Genomic DNA, 14,821 nt, shown 5'->3' with positions numbered 1-14,821 from the left:
GGGGCGAACATCGTCGCCAGTTGATTGCAGGTGACCCCCTCTCCATTGCGAGAGTGGTCCTCACCTTTACTCGGTGCCTTCCGGGTCGCGGGCGCCCCCGCCAGGCGGGCCTTCGGCCCCTTGCTTGCGATATGACGGGGAGAGGCCTCGCCTCCCCCGGGGACAGATCAGACGTTCAGCAACAGGAATTCCCGTTCCCAGCGGCTGATCACGCCGAAGTATGTCTCGTACTCCTTGCGTTTGACGGCCACGAAGGCGCGGATGAAGCGCTCCCCCAGCATGTCCTTGATGGGTTCACACTGCTCCAGGTGGCTCAGCGATTCCTCCAGCGAGCGGGGCAGGCTGTAGGGCAGGTCATAGGCACTCGCCTTCATCTCCTGCATGGGTTCGAGCTTCTCCAGCATGCCGAGGTAGCCGCAGGCCAGGGTGGCGGCCAGAGCCAGATACGGATTGGCATCGGCCCCGGCGAAGCGGTTCTCGACCCGACGTGCGCTCGGTTCGGAGAAGGGGACCCGCAGGCCGCAGGTGCGGTTTTCCACCCCCCACTGCACGTTGCGCGGCGCACTCTCGCCAAAGGTGAGGCGGCGGTAGGAGTTGACGTTCGGCGCCAGCAGAGCGGTCACTGCCGGGGTGTATTTCTGCAGGCCGGCGATGAAATGCATGAACAGATCGGAGTTGCCCCCTTCGCTGGTACCAAACAGGTTGTTGCCATCCATGTCTTCCAGGCTCTGGTGGATGTGCATGGCGGAACCCGGTTCGTTGCTCATGGGCTTGGCCATGAAAGTGGCATAGATGCCGTGGCGATGGGCGGCCTCGCGCATGGTGCGCTTGAACAGAAACACCTGGTCGGCGAGATCGATGGCATCCCCGTGCAGGAAGTTGATCTCCATCTGGGCTGCGCCGGATTCGTGGATCAGGGTGTCCACCTCAAGCTCCTGGGCCTCGCAGTAGTCGTACATGTCCTCGAAGATGGGGTCGAATTCGTTCACCGCATCGATGCTGAACGACTGGCGGGCCGTTTCCGGGCGGCCGTTGCGGCCCACCGGCGGCACCAGCGGATAGTCGGGATCTTCGTTGCGGGTCACCAGGTAGAACTCCAGCTCCGGCGCCACCACCGGCTTCCAGCCCTGCTTCTCGTAGAATGACAGAACCCGGCGCAGCACGGAGCGGGGAGCGATGTCGATGAGCTTGCCGTTGACGTCAAAGCAGTCGTGGATCACCTGGGCGGTGGGCTCCAGCGCCCAGGGTACGAAACGAATGGTGTTGGGATCGGGATAGAGCTGCATGTCCCGCTCCAGCGGGTCTATCATGCTGTCGTCATCCGGGTACTCGCCGGTCACCGTCTGGGTGAAGATGACCTCGGGCAGCCGCATGCCCCCCTCGCGCAGAAACTTGTTGGCTGGAATGATCTTGCCTCGGGCATTGCCGGTGAAATCCGGAAACAGGCACTCCACTTCCGTGATGCGATTGCTCTCCATCCAGCCCTTGATACTGTCCATGTTAAACCCCGACTTTACGGTTGCCATTGTCAAGGGTGTCTAATATAAGGAACACCCTTGTTAAGAAAATGTAATCGACCACACCATAAAAGCCCGTGATAAAGGCCTTTGTCAAGCAGCGGTGTTTAAAAAACTATAAACAACGGCCTGTATAATGACCAGCGCGGCACCAAATACTAAACACTTTGTGTCACGATCAGCCCACTGCAAGCTCGATGCCAACGGCGGCGGGATCTCGTTCGATACTCAGTCAGACCCTGTCGGAGAAGGCCCATTTCTTTGCAAGGGCGCACACTCCTTATCCAATTTCCTTTGCATGTCTGCATTTTTTTGGTACAAGGCCCGCCCTGATTTGCACTCTCCTGCATGGATTTGGTGCAAAACGGGATACAAGGGCTTGGTCTGACGACAGACAGCCCCCATCAATGGGTAACATTGGGAAACTGACTGGTAGCAAACCGTATGTGTGATTTCATGACAGAAGACCAACTGACCTTCTACAAAGGCCAGATCGAGCGACAAATCCTTGAGCTCGAAGAACGTCTCAACTCCCAGGCCAGCCAGGCTATCGCCACCGATACCAACGAGATGGCGGATGAAATTGACCGTGCCAGTGTCGAGGAGGCCCGTCGCCTGGAGCTGAACCGCATCGAGCACGACAAGTTGCACCTGCGCAAGCTGAAAGGGGCGTTGAAGCGGATCAATGAAGGGGATTTTGGCTATTGCGAATCCTGTGGCGACGAGATCTCTCTCAAGCGGCTGCAGGCCCGTCCCGAGTCCCGCTTCTGTGTTGAATGCCAGAGCACCAAGGAATTCAACGACACTCACGTGTTCCGTCGCGTCGCCTGATGCGGCGAACAAGCCCGGCATCGGTACGAGCCGGGCACAGGGCAAGCCATGCCCGAAGATGACGCGGCCGGGTGATCCCCGGCCCCTTTCACAGCAAGAGCGTGACAACTTCTGTTAGACTCCGGGCAAGTCCCGGATCCTACAGGAGATCAAAGCGTGAAATGGCTCATCAGGCTGTGCTTGTGCCTGCCATTGCTGGCACAAGCACAGACGCTCACCGTCAAGGTCCCCAGCCGACCGATCAACGATCTCGACAACGAATACCAGCTCAAGCTGCTGGAACTGGCGCTCAACCACGCCGGGCAGCCCTACAAGCTGGAGCGGGTCGACCTCAATCTCAACCAGTACAGCCTCCAGCAGGCGCTTGCCAAGGGCAAGGTCATCAATGTGTTCTGGATGGGTACCTCCAGCGCGCTGGAATCCTCCCTCACCGCAGTGCCAATCCCGCTGTTTCGTGGCCTGGAAGGGCTGCGCCTCTCCTTCATCCACGCCGATGCCCAGGAGCGGTTCAACCAGATCAACACCCTGGCAGACCTCAAGAAGCTGAAAGCCGCACAGGGGGTGGGCTGGGCCGACAACAAGATCCTGGAACTGGCAGGCATTCCCACCTATGCCGGGCGCTACAGCAACCTGTTTCGCCTGATGAATGACGGCGACAAGCTGGACTTCTTCCCCCGTGGTCTGGTGGAAATCTTCGCCGAACGCAGCGAGCTGGCGGCACAATATCCCAACCTGGTGATCGATCAGCACCTGCTGATCCGCTACCCCTTCGCCGAGTTCTTCTTCGTCAGCCCGGAGTCGCCGAAGCTGGCCAAGGCGATCCAGACCGGCCTCGAGCGTGCCTATGCCGACGGCAGCTTCATGGCGTTCTTTCGGGAGAACCCCAAGATCCGCGAGGCCCTGGCCAGCGCGAATCTGGAGCAGAGAGTCACCATCGCCCTGCCCAATCCCGACATGACCCCCTTGCTCAAAAGCATTCCGGCCCAATATTGGGAATATCCACCGTCGCAGGAGTAAACGGACACGATATCCGGCGTTGAGAATATCCACCGCTGCGAGCGTGAACGGACACGGTATCCCGGCATTGGGAATATCCACCGCCGGGAGCGTGATCAGCCGCGGGTCACCCCATCCGGTGGGCGCAGCCCGCCGCAGACGCACAGGAACGCGAGGTCGCCCGGCCTCAATACGCGCACCAGGGAGGTGCCATGAAACGACTGGATGACTGGTTTCGCGACTACGGCCAGAGCCATCAACACCCCGTCAATGTGGCCATCCACAAGGTGGCGGTGCCAGGCATCTACCTCTGCATCCTGGCACTGCTCTGGTGCCTGCCCGCCGGTCCCCTGCCAGCGTCCTTCAACTGGGCGGGGCTGGTGGCCATCCCGGTGCTGGTCTTCTACCTGCGGCTGTCGTTGACGATCTTTACGGGGATGACAGCCCTGACCGCCCTGGGACTGGCCTTCTGCCACGTCTGGCAGGGGCCGCTGCTGTGGCCTGCCCTTATCGGGTTCGTGCTGTTCTGGATAGCCCAGTTCGTCGGTCACCATATCGAGGGGAAACGCCCCTCCTTTCTCACCGACCTGCAATTTCTGCTGGTAGGCCCCGCCTGGGTGCTGGCCAGCCTCTATCGTCGTTTGGGCATCCCTTTCTGAGGGAGGCCAACAGGAGAGACCATGAGACATCTTCAGACCCTTGCTCGCACCCTGCCCCTGCTGCTGGGGGCACTGATGGCCGGCCCGGTGCTGGCCGACAAGGCCGATCCCGTCGGCGAGGTGAGCACCGCTTTCAAGCTGCTCGGCCCAAACCACAAGATCCTGGTGGAGGCGTTCGACGACCCGAAAATCGCCGGTGTCGCCTGCTATCTGGCCCGCCCCAAGACCGGCGGCGTCAAGGGCGGACTCGGGCTGGCGGAAGATCCCTCCCACGCCTCCCTCTCCTGCCACCAGATCGGCCCCATCACCCTGCCCGCCAAGCTGAAGGCGGGGGAAGAGGTGTTCGATGTCAGCACCTCGCTGGTGTTCAAGGAGCAGAAGGTGGTGCGTTTTTACGACGAGAAGCGCAATGCCCTTGTCTATCTGACTTACAGCACCAAGTTGGTGGATGGTTCGTACAAGAGTGCAGTGAGTGCCGTCCCCATCATGCCCTGGGGTTGAAACAGCACCACTTATCCCGTGATGACGGTCACTATTTGTTGTAATTTAACCACATCATTATCTACGGAGAGCGCACCATGAGAGTCGCCGTTTTCAGTACCAAGAGCTACGACAAGGAACATTTCCACCAGGCCAACGCCCAGTACGGTTTCGATCTGGAGTTCTTCGACGTGCGGCTGGAGGCCAAGACGGCCCGTCTCGCCCACGGCTTCCCCGTGGTCTGCCTGTTCGTCAACGATGATGCCGACCGCGAAGTGCTGACCGAGCTGGCGCAGTACGGCACCAGGGTCATCGCCCTGCGCTGCGCCGGTTACAACAACGTGGATCTGGCCGCCGCCAAGGAGCTGGGACTCAAGGTGGTGCGGGTGCCTGCCTACTCCCCCGAGGCTGTTGCCGAACATGCGGTGGGCCTGATGATGACCCTCAACCGCCGCATCCATAAGGCGTATCAGCGCACCCGGGAGGCCAACTTCTCCCTGGAGGGGCTGGTCGGCTTCAACATGCATGGCCGCACCGCCGGCATCATAGGCACCGGCAAGATCGGCATCGCCACCTTGCGCATCCTCAAGGGGTTCGGCATGCGCCTGCTGGTGAGCGATCCCTATCCGAACCAGGCGGCCATCGATCTGGGCGCCGAGTACGTGGATCTCGATACTCTGTTCCGTCAGTCCGATGTCATCAGCCTGCACTGCCCCCTGTTCAAGGAGAACTATCACCTGCTGAACAAGGAGGCCTTCGCCAAGATGAAGGACGGGGTGATGATCATCAACACCAGCCGGGGCGGCCTGCTCGACTCCAACGCCGCCATCGAGGCCCTCAAGACTGCCCGCATCGGCGCCCTGGGGCTGGACGTCTACGAGGAGGAGGAAGACCTCTTCTTCGAGGACAAGTCCAACGAGGTGATCACCGACGACGTCTTCCGCCGCCTGTCTGCCTGCCACAACGTGCTGTTCACCGGTCACCAGGCCTTCCTGACCCGGGAGGCGCTGCACGCCATCGCCGACACCACCCTCAGCAACATCCAGGCCATCGAGAGCCAGGGCCGCTCTGACAACGAAGTGGAGTGATCCCTGAGGCGTTGTCGCCACGCCATTGATCCCGCCGCCGGGTTGTGAGACCCGGCGGCATCGGGTAGGCTACCAGCCCTTTTTTGTACAGGAGTCTGGCCAGCATGTTCATCGGATTTGATTACGGTACCTCCAACTGTGCCGTCGCCGTGATGGAACAGGGCAGCCCCAGGCTGCTGACCCTCTCCGGTTCCCATTACCTTCCCTCCACCCTGCACGCCCCCCACCGGGACGCCATCGCCGGCCTCCTGGCCGAAGGCCTGGCCCCCGTCCAGCAGAGCGAATACCTCAAGCTGCGCGGTCCCGTGGTGACCCGGGCACAAGCGGTGCGCCGCCAGATGCGCGAAGAGGGACTCATCGACGAGCTGAGCTTCGGCGGTGCGGCGCTGGCGCGCTATCTGGAAGAGCCGGACGAGGGCTACTACATCAAGTCCCCCAAATCCTTTCTCGGGGCCTATGGCCTCAAGGCTCCCCAGATCGCCCTGTTCGAGGACATCGTCTGCGCCATGATGCTGCACGTGCGCCGGGAGGCGGAGCAGCAGACGGGCAGCACCATCCGCCAGGCGGTGATCGGCCGACCGGTCAACTTCCAGGGACTGGCGGGGGAAGAGAGCAACCGCCAGGCCATCGCCATCCTGAGGGAGGCGGCACGCCTCGCCGGGTTCGAGCGGGTGGAGTTCCTCTATGAGCCGGTGGCCGCCGGCTTCGAGTTCGAAGCGCGCCTCACCGAGGATGCGGTTGTGCTGGTGGTGGACATCGGGGGCGGGACCACCGACTGCTCCGTACTGCGCATGGGCCCGAGCCACCGTGACCAGCTGGATCGCAGCGGCGATCTGCTCGGTCACAGCGGCCAGCGCATCGGGGGCAACGACTTCGACATCCGCCTGACCGTGGAGGGCATGATGCCGCTGCTCGGCATGCACGAGACCCTCAAGACCGGCAAGCCGCTGCCCCATCCCCTGTTCTGGGACGCCGCCGCCATCAATGACGTCAGTGCCCAGAGCCGTTTCTACAGCCTGGATACCGCCCGCCAGTTGCAGGATCTCCAGCTCGACAGCCAGCCAGGCAGCAAGCTCCCGCGCCTCGCCAGCCTGCGGGCTCACAAGCTGAGCCATCAACTGGTGTGGCGCGCCGAGCAGGGCAAGATCGCCCTCTCCGACCACGAGCACAATCACCAGACCCTGAACGAGCTGGAAAAAGGGCTGGAGGCGGCACTCACCCGCCCCCAGCTGGCCAGTGCTTCCGCCCCCTTGCTGGAGAAGATTGGCGAGCTGATGGACGAGGCGATCCGGGCGGCAGGCGTGCAGCCTGACCGGGTCTTCGTCACCGGCGGCAGTGCCCGCTCCCCCCTCATCAAGGCCTTCATCCAGCAGAAACTGCCCAAGGTACCGCTGGAGGGGGGGGATGACTTCGGTTCGGTGGCCTCGGGCCTCGCCCGCTATGCCGAGCGCCTGTTTGCGGACTGAGACGGCCAGGGGAGCCATGGGCAACCGGTAGACAGGTTCGCTCGGGGCGGGTGTTGCCATTTGCCGACACCCCCTCTTCCCCCGGGGCGACAGAAGCGGTCGGGCTCCTCCCCCCTCGCCCTGCCGCCCGGGCCCGGGGACGGGTATGCTTGTCATACCCACCACCGGAGCCCCTTCAATGCCCAGATACCTGCTACTGCTGCTCGCCCTGCTTCTGCTCAGCGCCTGCAGCAGTGCTCCCCGCTTTGCCTCGCAAGACCTGCAACACCATCACTGGGTGCTCGATCGGCTGGATGGCCAGGCCATCGCCAGCCGCCGCAGCAATCCCCCCGACATCGAGATCGGTGAACACTTCACCGTCAACGGCATCGCCGGTTGCAACCGCTACTTCGGCCAGGGTCACCTCAAGGGGAACAAGCTCTGGGTCACCAGCCTCGGCAGCACCGCCATGGCCTGCCCCCCCGAACTCGATCTGATAGAGCAGGCCGTGCTCGCCACCCTGACGGAGGGGGCCACACTGAGCGGTTCCACCCAGACCCTGATCCTCCAGGGAAAACGGCACCGTTTGGAATACAGGCTGCAAGACTGGGTGTACTAGGGCTCACAAAACCGCTCGCCAGCAGGAACAACTGGCCAGGCTGTGGCACAATATGAGGCATTGTTAGCAATGGAGGCTGCCTCAGCCATGTCGATGGATCGCCTGTTTGGCAAGATCAAGCAACTGCCCACAATTCCGAAACTGCTGCACGAGCTGATGCAGAGTTTCAACGACGAGAATGCCCGCATCGACGAGATCGCGGCCAAGATCGCCATGGACCAGGTGATCAGCGTCAAGGTACTGCGGATGGCCAACTCCGCTGCCCTGCGCCGTGGCAATGAAATCACCTCCATCGAACAGGCGGTGATCCGCCTCGGTTTCAACCGCCTGCGCTCCGTGGTGGTCGCCTCCGGCATCATCAGCAGCTTCAAGGCCCCTCCCGGCTTTGACAAGCTCCACTTCTGGACCCAGACCTTCCAGGTCGCCACCATTGCCCGCACCCTGGCACAGCAGACCACCTCGGTGGATCCCGAGACCGCCTTCACCTGCGCCCTCATTCACAACATCGGCGAGCTGCTGATCCAGAGCACCCTGCCGGAAGAGGCGGGGCTCATCAATCTGGCCATCGAGAAAGGCAGCAGCCGGGTCGATGCCCAGCGGGAGATGCTGGGTTACGACTATGCCCAGCTCGGCGCAGAGCTGGCGCGGCGCTGGAACCTGTCGCCCGCCTTCGTGGATGCCATCGCCCAGCAGCTCGACCCCCTCTCCCACGATCCGGTCAGCAAGGAGGCCGTGCTCATCCGGCTCGCCGTCTTCGTCTCCTTCGCCTGGCAGGCCGGCGTACCGGCACAGGCTATCATCGCCCGTTTCCCCAGAACCCTGGCTGACCAGCTGGGGCTGGATCCCGCCAGCCTGGCGGATCAGCTGGAGCAGCTCCACGAGCAGGGCAACGCCCTGGCCGATTTGCTGACCCAGTAGATGTACGACGGCCGATCAGCAGGAGCCGGATCCCCGTCTCATTCTGGCGGATCAGCTCGAACAGCTGCACGAACAGGGCAACGCCCTGGCCGATTTGCTGACCCCATAGCGTCACGGCAGACCGCCCAGCCAAGCCGGAAGCACCGTCTCATTCTGGCCGGTTGTCACATACACACGCCCATGGACGGGATAAGATGGCCTGCGCCCATCCCCCATTCCTGAGCCTCTCTGACACAGTAGATACCATGACCCATCCCTTCCTGTTTCACCCCCAGGCGGCACCCTGGTTCAAAGAGAGTGCCGACACCCTGCAGCTCACCCTGTTCAGCGAGCTGGACGCCCCCATCCGCGAGGTGTGGCTGCGCCACGAGCCGGACAACGAGGAGTATCTGGTCGCCATGACGCCGGTCGCCACCCGGGACAGGCTTCAGGTCTGGCAGGTCGAACTGCCGCTGGCCAGAGGGCAGGAGATCCACCTCTACTGCTTCAAGTGCCTCACCGACGAGGAGCAGTGGTGGCTGCACGGGGCAGGCGTCAGCGCCGCCATGCCGCCGCGGGAGCAGCATTTCCGCTTCAACAGCCATCACCAGCCCCCGGCCTGGGTACAGGATCAGGTGTTCTACCAGATCTTCCCCGACCGCTTCTGCAACGGCGACCCGTCGCTGAGCGTCAAGCATCACGAGTACGAGTACAGGGGCAAGGCGGTCATCAGCAAGGCCTGGGGCGAGCCGGTCAGCCGCCACGAAGAGGGGCACGGCGCCTGTGAATTCTACGGCGGGGATCTGGCGGGCATCGACGCCAAGCTGCACTACCTGCAATCCCTGGGGGTGACGGCGCTCTACCTCAACCCCATCTTCGATTCGCCGAGCAACCACAAGTACGACACTCAGGACTACTTCAAGGTGGATGCGCACCTCGGTACCAATGCCCAGTTTGCCGAGCTGACCCGCAACCTGCACCAGCGCGGCATGAGGATCATCCTGGATGCGGTGGTCAACCACACCTCCACCGAGCACCCCTGGTTCTGCCCGCCGCTGGGCGCCCAGAGCAACCCGGACTCCCCCTGGCGCAGCTTCTACACCTTCGATCAGGAAGGGGATTATGTTAGCTGGAAAGGGATCCGCAGCCTGCCCAAGCTGGATTTCTCAAGTGAACAGGTGCAGGACGCCGTTTATCGGGCAGACAACGCCATTCTGCGCTACTGGATGCGCGCCCCCTACCAGATCGATGGCTGGCGCTTCGACGTCATCCACATGCTGGGGGAGCGAGGCACTGCCGAGGGCAATCGCGGCCATGTGCGCGCCATTCGCGGCGCGGTGAAGCAGGAGAATCCGGACGCCTACGTCCTCGGCGAGCACTTCTTCGAGGCGAGCCAGTGGCTGCAGGGGGATCAGGAGGATGGCGCCATGAACTACTACGGCTTCGCCCACCCCATCCGCGCCTTCCTGGCGGGGCAGGACATCGCCTATCACCCCATCAAAATCAGCGCCACCGAGCTGGATCACTGGCTCAAGCTGGCGCGGGCCCATATTCCGTTCAAGAACCAGCTGGCCCAGTTCAACCTACTGGACAGCCACGACACCGCCCGTTTCCTGCACCTGCTGGGGGAAGACAAGCAGCGGATGCGACTCGCCGCCACCCTGCTCATCACCTACATCGGCGTGCCCTCCATCTACTACGGCGACGAGGTGGGGCTCTCCGGCGGCAACGACCCGGACTGCCGCCGCTGTTTCCCCTGGGATACCACCGACTGGGATCACGTGCTGCACGACCACTATCGCCGCCTGATCCAGCTGCGCCGCCAGCGCCCTGCCCTGCGTCGGGGAGACATCCAGACCCTCTACGCCGGCCCTCACAGCTATGTGTTCGCCCGTACCCTGCAAAGCGATCAGGTGGTGGTCGCCTGCAACCGCCACCCCACGGAGCCGCGCACCATCAGCCTGCCCCTGTGGCAGACCGCCAGCCCCGCCAGCCGCTTCACCGACGCCTTCAACGGCGACAAGTTCGAGGTGGTGCAGGGGGAGGTGCAGCTCACCATCCCGGCCAACTCGGCCAGGGTACTGCTGTCGAGCTAGGGATAGCGGCAATAGAAAACCGGCGCTCGGGGCGCCGGTTTTTTTATGCCTGCATCCCCCGAAGTGACGGATGCTGCCTCATCGCTGTTTTTCGATCCGATAGCCCTACGCCGCCATGTGTGATGCGACGAATACATCAAACATCATCTCTTCATCAGTAGTTGATGCTGACATAGGGGACTTCGGTCACATCCCACGCCTGCTTGAGGTAGACGGTGAGCACGAAGAAGAAGTTGGCCAGCAGATTGGCGAAGCGATAGAGGATGGGATCGAAGCGCACGCCGCTCTCTTCCAGGCGCACCAGCAGACGCACCACCTTCTTGCTGCCACAGCGGCACAGGTGCAGGGTGGGAATGGGCTGGGGCCCCTGGGGCAGCACGAAGCCGGTCACCCGGCCGCGACTCGCCTCGTTGTAGTGATCGTACCGCCCCTTCAGCCAGTCCAGGTCCTCCTCGAAGATGCCGAGCCGTCCCCGCACCGAGCCGTTGAGGTTGTAGATGAGCCGCTGCAGGGTCGCCAGATCCGCCATCACGGGCCGGGTATCCTCATCCGGCATCAGATGAGAGAGCACGGCCCCCACCTGGCAGCAGAGCTCGTCGGTGGCGATCTCGTAGTCGCACTGGAACTGGGTTTCGAAGATGAAGGGGTAGCAGAGCTCGCGCTTGTCTCTTGGCTTCTTGGGGTTCATGGCATCGCCGGGCTGGGGAAAAGGGCAGTGTGCCAGCCCGGGGACGGGCTGGCAAACACCCCGCCCCCGCCGGCATCACGGGGGCGTCGCCAGACTAGCCGGTCGCCATCTGCTGGCCAAGCAGCCGCATGGCCTCCAGCATCCGCTGGTTGAAGCCCATGAAGCCTGCCCCCTGGGTCGCCCCGTCCTGACCCCGCGCCGCCAGCACGGTGGGGGTCAGCGCCTCCTGCTGGGAAGGGGGCAGCAGGGCGTCGGCCTGCTGCTGCAACCGGCTGAGCCTCGGCAGGTAGTCCGCCAGGGGCTTGAGGCTCTCCTGCAGGGAACTGGCCCCCTGGTAGGTCTGACTCAACTTGGCCGATTGCTTGAGCTTGAGGGAGTAGGAGACCAGCTGGCTGTCATCCAGTTGCAGCCCGTTCAGCCCGTCCGCCAGGGTCTTGCCGTCGCCCCCCTTGAAGAACTGCCCGGCCAGCTCGTCCAGCCCCTTGACCAGGGTTCCGATGGCATCCATCTCGGCACTGTCGAGATCCCCCTCCAGGGAGAAGTCGAAGCTCTGGCTCGACTTGAGGCTGAACTGGCTGCCACCCCCGTCGCTCTGGGACTTGAACTGCCAGCTGTCGCTGAAGCGCAGCATCACCTTGTCCCCGTCCCGGGTCTCGATCTCGAGGAGGGCCTGCTGGCGGCTGGCCATTCTGGCATCCCCCAGATCCGTGGTCGACACCTTGCCGAAGAACTCCTTCTCGAACTCGTCGAGCCCCTTCTGGATCAGCTTGTAGCTCTGATCCATGCCGGTCTTGATGTCCTCGTTGTCCGCCCAGTCACCGAGCTGCTTCCTGGCGTCACCGAAGCCCTTGTCCACCCCCTTGCGGGCCTGCTCCATCATCTTGGTCAGGTCGTCGTCGGACTTGCCGTCGGCACGGGCCGCGCCTATCCGCCCGGTGACGAACTGCAACACGTTGTCCGCCACCGACTGGAAATCGAACAGGGTCTCCGGAGTAACCTCCTGGGGTTCCTGCACCTTGGGTGCCTTGTAGCCCTGGCCGTTGATCTCCAGCGCAAATTGCAGCGCCTGCTGGATCAGCACCTGGGCCCATTTCGGGGGCTTGTTCAGGGAGACCTCGTCCCCCTTGTCCGCCGTCTTCGACTCCGTCTGTTGAGGCGATTTGGGAGCAATGCCCACTCCCTTGGGTTGGGCTGCGCCCATGCCATCAATTTGCATCATTACTCTCCCGCCTATAGTGGTGGATCGGTTATCGGCCCGACTGGCCACTTCTTGACCACAAAAAACTTGGACAATCCGCAACGGCCTTTTAAAATCCCCACCCTTTGGTTGGCTGCGGCCTTCCCCCGGTCTTTCCCCGGCTCAGCCCGGTGCATGCGAGGTATCCATGACTCAATCCCAGCCCTCTTCCGCCGACGCCCAGGGCAGACGGACTCCTGCCGACTACCAGGCCCAGCTCGACGAGAAGCGCGATCGCCTCACCCAGCTGTTCGCCCCCTTCAATCCGCCTGCGCTGGAGCTGCACGCCTCCCCCGCCGAACACTACCGGATGCGCGCCGAGTTCCGCATCTGGCACGAGGGGGACGACCTGTACCACTGCATGTATGCACCGGCCACCAAGGAGATCATCCGGGTCGACAGCTTCCCCACCGCCAGCTTGCTCATCAACCGGCTGATGCCGGTGCTGCTGGCCGGGCTGCGCCCGCACCCCGTGCTGCGCAAGAAGCTGTTCCAGATCGACTACCTCTCCACCCAGTCCGGCCAGATCTGCGTCAGCCTGCTCTACCACCGCAAGCTGGAGAACGAGTGGCAGCAGGCCGCCGAGGCCCTGCAGGCCGACCTGCGGGCCAAGGGGTTCGAGCTGCAACTGATTGGTCGCGCCCACAAGCAGAAGATCTGTCTCGGGGATGACTTCGTCATCGAACGCCTGACCGTGCAGGGGCGCGAGCTGGTCTACAAGCAGGTGGAAAACAGCTTCACCCAGCCCAACGCCGCCATCAACGAACAGATGCTGGGCTGGGCCCTGGACGTGACCAAGGGGAGCGAGGGGGACCTGCTGGAGCTCTACTGCGGCAACGGCAACTTCTCCATCGCCCTGGCGCAGAACTTTCGCAAGGTGCTGGCCACCGAGATCGCCAAGCCGAGCGTGGACTCCGCCCAGTTCAACATCGCCGCCAACGGTGTCGACAACCTGATCATCCTGCGCATGTCGGCGGAGGAGTTCACCATGGCGATGCGCGGCGAGCGGGAGTTCAACCGCCTCAAGGGGGTCGATCTCGGCGCCTACCAGTGCAACACCATCTTCGTCGACCCGCCCCGGGCCGGTCTGGACGACGCCACCGTCAAGCTGGTGCAGGATTACGACAACATCCTCTACATCTCCTGCAACCCCGAGACCCTGCAGGCCAACATGGCCGTGCTCGGTGAAACCCACGAGATCGCCCGCTTCGCCCTGTTCGACCAGTTCCCCTGGACCCACCACATGGAAGCCGGGGTGTATCTGAAGCGCAAGGGCGGCTGATCCGGGCGGTTCCCCGGCTGCTCCATGGCAGCCGGAGCCGCTATGGCCACTGAAGGGCACGGATCCTGCCTCATCGCGCCGCCCCGACCCGCCACGGGACAAGTGGGGGCGGCCCGATACCAACCGATTCATCCTGTCCCCCCTTCTCCCCCGGGAGAAGGGGCAAAAACCCCCGCATTGATTAGTTATCCCGGTGCAGAGCGCGGACGCAGCCGTTATGCTGGCGACACGCCCACTCACGCCATGACCGGGGAATCACGCCACCATGCCACGCGTTCTGTTTGTTGAAGACGATCCCGAGATTGGCCAGCTCATCAGCAGCTGGCTCGGTCGCCACGACATCGAGGTGCTGCTGGAGACCCGGGGTGACCGGGCTCTCGACAGGGCCCTGGCCGAGCAGCCGGATCTGGTGCTGCTCGACATCATGCTGCCGGGGCAGGATGGCCTCTCCCTGTGCCGGGATCTGCGCCCGCGCTTTGCCGGCCCCATCGTCATGCTCACCTCGCTCGACAGCGACATGAACCAGATCCTGAGCCTGGAGCTGGGGGCCAACGACTACATCCTCAAGACCACGCCCCCCCCGGTGCTGCTGGCCCGGCTGCGGGTCCAGTTTCGCCAGCAGGGGCAGAGCCAGCAGGCCGTGGTCCCCGCCGCCCCACCCCAGCGCCTGCAGTTCGGCCGCCTCCAGATAGACGGCCCGGGTCGGGACGTGCGCCTCGATGGGGAGAGCATCCCCCTCTCCACCGCCGATTTCGACCTCCTGTGGGAGCTGGCCTGCCACGCCGGCCAGATCCTGGGGCGGGAGGCGCTGTTTCGCAGCCTGCGGGGGCGCGACTACGACGGCCAGGATCGCAGCATGGACGTGGCCATCTCCCGTCTGCGCCGCCGGCTCGGGGATGACAGCAACAACCCGACCCGCATCAAGACGGTGCGCCAGAAGGGTTATCTACTCGTACCCCAGGCCTGGGAATGAGCTGGTGTCTCAC

The 14,821-nt window shown here is 63.3% G+C and carries 14 protein-coding genes; 11 read left to right on the top strand and 3 right to left on the bottom strand.

The window, feature by feature from the left end; all coding sequences use genetic code 11:
- Positions 1-167 precede the first annotated feature (167 nt).
- A complete protein-coding gene (locus tag BN1120_RS13235; protein ID WP_010676060.1) occupies positions 168-1,499 on the bottom strand; it encodes a glutamine synthetase family protein in 1,332 nt (443 codons plus the stop codon).
- Between the two features lie 462 nt (positions 1,500-1,961).
- Here BN1120_RS13235 and BN1120_RS13230 point away from each other — a divergent pair, with 462 nt between their 5' ends.
- From BN1120_RS13230 to malZ, 9 genes are all read left to right on the top strand, one after another.
- Positions 1,962-2,348, top strand: a complete 387-nt coding sequence (locus BN1120_RS13230) for a TraR/DksA family transcriptional regulator (protein WP_010676061.1) — start codon at positions 1,962-1,964, stop codon at positions 2,346-2,348.
- A gap of 156 nt (positions 2,349-2,504) precedes the next feature.
- Entirely contained in the window at positions 2,505-3,365 is an 861-nt protein-coding gene (locus BN1120_RS13225) for a hypothetical protein (protein WP_010676062.1), read from the top strand.
- A gap of 191 nt (positions 3,366-3,556) precedes the next feature.
- Positions 3,557-4,003 (top strand): Mpo1 family 2-hydroxy fatty acid dioxygenase, encoded by a 447-nt coding sequence (locus BN1120_RS13220; protein WP_041214237.1) that lies wholly within the window; start codon positions 3,557-3,559, stop codon positions 4,001-4,003.
- A 21-nt stretch (positions 4,004-4,024) separates the two neighbouring features.
- Positions 4,025-4,504 carry a CreA family protein gene (locus BN1120_RS13215; RefSeq protein WP_041214236.1) on the top strand — a complete coding sequence of 160 codons (480 nt, stop codon included), beginning with the start codon at positions 4,025-4,027 and terminating at the stop codon, positions 4,502-4,504.
- Positions 4,505-4,581: 77 nt separating this feature from the next.
- Positions 4,582-5,571, top strand: coding sequence for a 2-hydroxyacid dehydrogenase (locus tag BN1120_RS13210; protein ID WP_042016444.1), 990 nt, complete (start codon positions 4,582-4,584; stop codon positions 5,569-5,571).
- Positions 5,572-5,675: 104 nt separating this feature from the next.
- Entirely contained in the window at positions 5,676-7,037 is a 1,362-nt protein-coding gene (gene yegD / locus BN1120_RS13205; RefSeq protein ID WP_042016443.1) for a molecular chaperone, read from the top strand.
- A gap of 178 nt (positions 7,038-7,215) precedes the next feature.
- Positions 7,216-7,635, top strand: a complete 420-nt coding sequence (locus BN1120_RS13200; RefSeq protein WP_010676067.1) for an META domain-containing protein — start codon at positions 7,216-7,218, stop codon at positions 7,633-7,635.
- Positions 7,636-7,704: 69 nt separating this feature from the next.
- The gene (locus BN1120_RS13195) at positions 7,705-8,553 is read left to right on the top strand and encodes an HDOD domain-containing protein (RefSeq protein ID WP_039039670.1); all 849 of its coding nucleotides are present in this window, start codon (positions 7,705-7,707) and stop codon (positions 8,551-8,553) included.
- A gap of 245 nt (positions 8,554-8,798) precedes the next feature.
- Positions 8,799-10,628 carry a maltodextrin glucosidase gene (gene malZ, locus BN1120_RS13190; protein ID WP_029314873.1) on the top strand — a complete coding sequence of 610 codons (1,830 nt, stop codon included), beginning with the start codon at positions 8,799-8,801 and terminating at the stop codon, positions 10,626-10,628.
- Between the two features lie 154 nt (positions 10,629-10,782).
- Here the strand turns inward: malZ and BN1120_RS13185 are convergent, their stop codons facing one another.
- Both BN1120_RS13185 and BN1120_RS13180 read right to left on the bottom strand, forming a co-directional pair.
- Positions 10,783-11,316 (bottom strand): ATP--cob(I)alamin adenosyltransferase, encoded by a 534-nt coding sequence (locus BN1120_RS13185; protein WP_042016441.1) that lies wholly within the window; start codon positions 11,314-11,316, stop codon positions 10,783-10,785.
- A 94-nt stretch (positions 11,317-11,410) separates the two neighbouring features.
- Positions 11,411-12,532 carry a DUF5610 domain-containing protein gene (locus tag BN1120_RS13180; protein WP_042016467.1) on the bottom strand — a complete coding sequence of 374 codons (1,122 nt, stop codon included), beginning with the start codon at positions 12,530-12,532 and terminating at the stop codon, positions 11,411-11,413.
- Between the two features lie 169 nt (positions 12,533-12,701).
- Between BN1120_RS13180 and trmA the strand changes: the two genes are divergently transcribed.
- Positions 12,702-13,835 carry a tRNA (uridine(54)-C5)-methyltransferase TrmA gene (gene trmA, locus BN1120_RS13175; protein WP_042016439.1) on the top strand — a complete coding sequence of 378 codons (1,134 nt, stop codon included), beginning with the start codon at positions 12,702-12,704 and terminating at the stop codon, positions 13,833-13,835.
- Positions 13,836-14,100: 265 nt separating this feature from the next.
- Positions 14,101-14,808: a two-component system response regulator RstA gene (gene rstA / locus BN1120_RS13170; protein WP_010676073.1), complete on the top strand. Its 708-nt coding sequence runs from the start codon at positions 14,101-14,103 to the stop codon at positions 14,806-14,808.
- Positions 14,809-14,821 lie beyond the last annotated feature (13 nt).

Origin of the sequence: Aeromonas caviae (genome assembly GCF_000819785.1) — a bacterium.
GTDB classification, from domain to species: Bacteria; Pseudomonadota; Gammaproteobacteria; order Enterobacterales; family Aeromonadaceae; genus Aeromonas; species Aeromonas caviae.
The sequence above is the reverse complement of the archived record's forward strand: the minus strand, read 5'-3'. Positions and strand labels throughout refer to the sequence as shown.

Bases quoted from the DNA above. Each gene is read 5' to 3' on its own strand.
- BN1120_RS13235 (WP_010676060.1), bottom strand. From the start codon at position 1,499: ATGGACAGTATCAAGGGCTGGATGGAGAGCAATCGCATCACGGAAGTG.
- BN1120_RS13230 (WP_010676061.1), top strand. From the start codon at position 1,962: ATGTGTGATTTCATGACAGAAGACCAACTGACCTTCTACAAAGGCCAG.
- BN1120_RS13220 (WP_041214237.1), top strand. From the start codon at position 3,557: ATGAAACGACTGGATGACTGGTTTCGCGACTACGGCCAGAGCCATCAA.
- BN1120_RS13215 (WP_041214236.1), top strand. From the start codon at position 4,025: ATGAGACATCTTCAGACCCTTGCTCGCACCCTGCCCCTGCTGCTGGGG.
- BN1120_RS13210 (WP_042016444.1), top strand. From the start codon at position 4,582: ATGAGAGTCGCCGTTTTCAGTACCAAGAGCTACGACAAGGAACATTTC.
- yegD (WP_042016443.1), top strand. From the start codon at position 5,676: ATGTTCATCGGATTTGATTACGGTACCTCCAACTGTGCCGTCGCCGTG.
- BN1120_RS13200 (WP_010676067.1), top strand. From the start codon at position 7,216: ATGCCCAGATACCTGCTACTGCTGCTCGCCCTGCTTCTGCTCAGCGCC.
- BN1120_RS13195 (WP_039039670.1), top strand. From the start codon at position 7,705: ATGGAGGCTGCCTCAGCCATGTCGATGGATCGCCTGTTTGGCAAGATC.
- malZ (WP_029314873.1), top strand. From the start codon at position 8,799: ATGACCCATCCCTTCCTGTTTCACCCCCAGGCGGCACCCTGGTTCAAA.
- BN1120_RS13185 (WP_042016441.1), bottom strand. From the start codon at position 11,316: ATGAACCCCAAGAAGCCAAGAGACAAGCGCGAGCTCTGCTACCCCTTC.
- BN1120_RS13180 (WP_042016467.1), bottom strand. From the start codon at position 12,532: ATGCAAATTGATGGCATGGGCGCAGCCCAACCCAAGGGAGTGGGCATT.
- trmA (WP_042016439.1), top strand. From the start codon at position 12,702: ATGACTCAATCCCAGCCCTCTTCCGCCGACGCCCAGGGCAGACGGACT.
- rstA (WP_010676073.1), top strand. From the start codon at position 14,101: ATGCCACGCGTTCTGTTTGTTGAAGACGATCCCGAGATTGGCCAGCTC.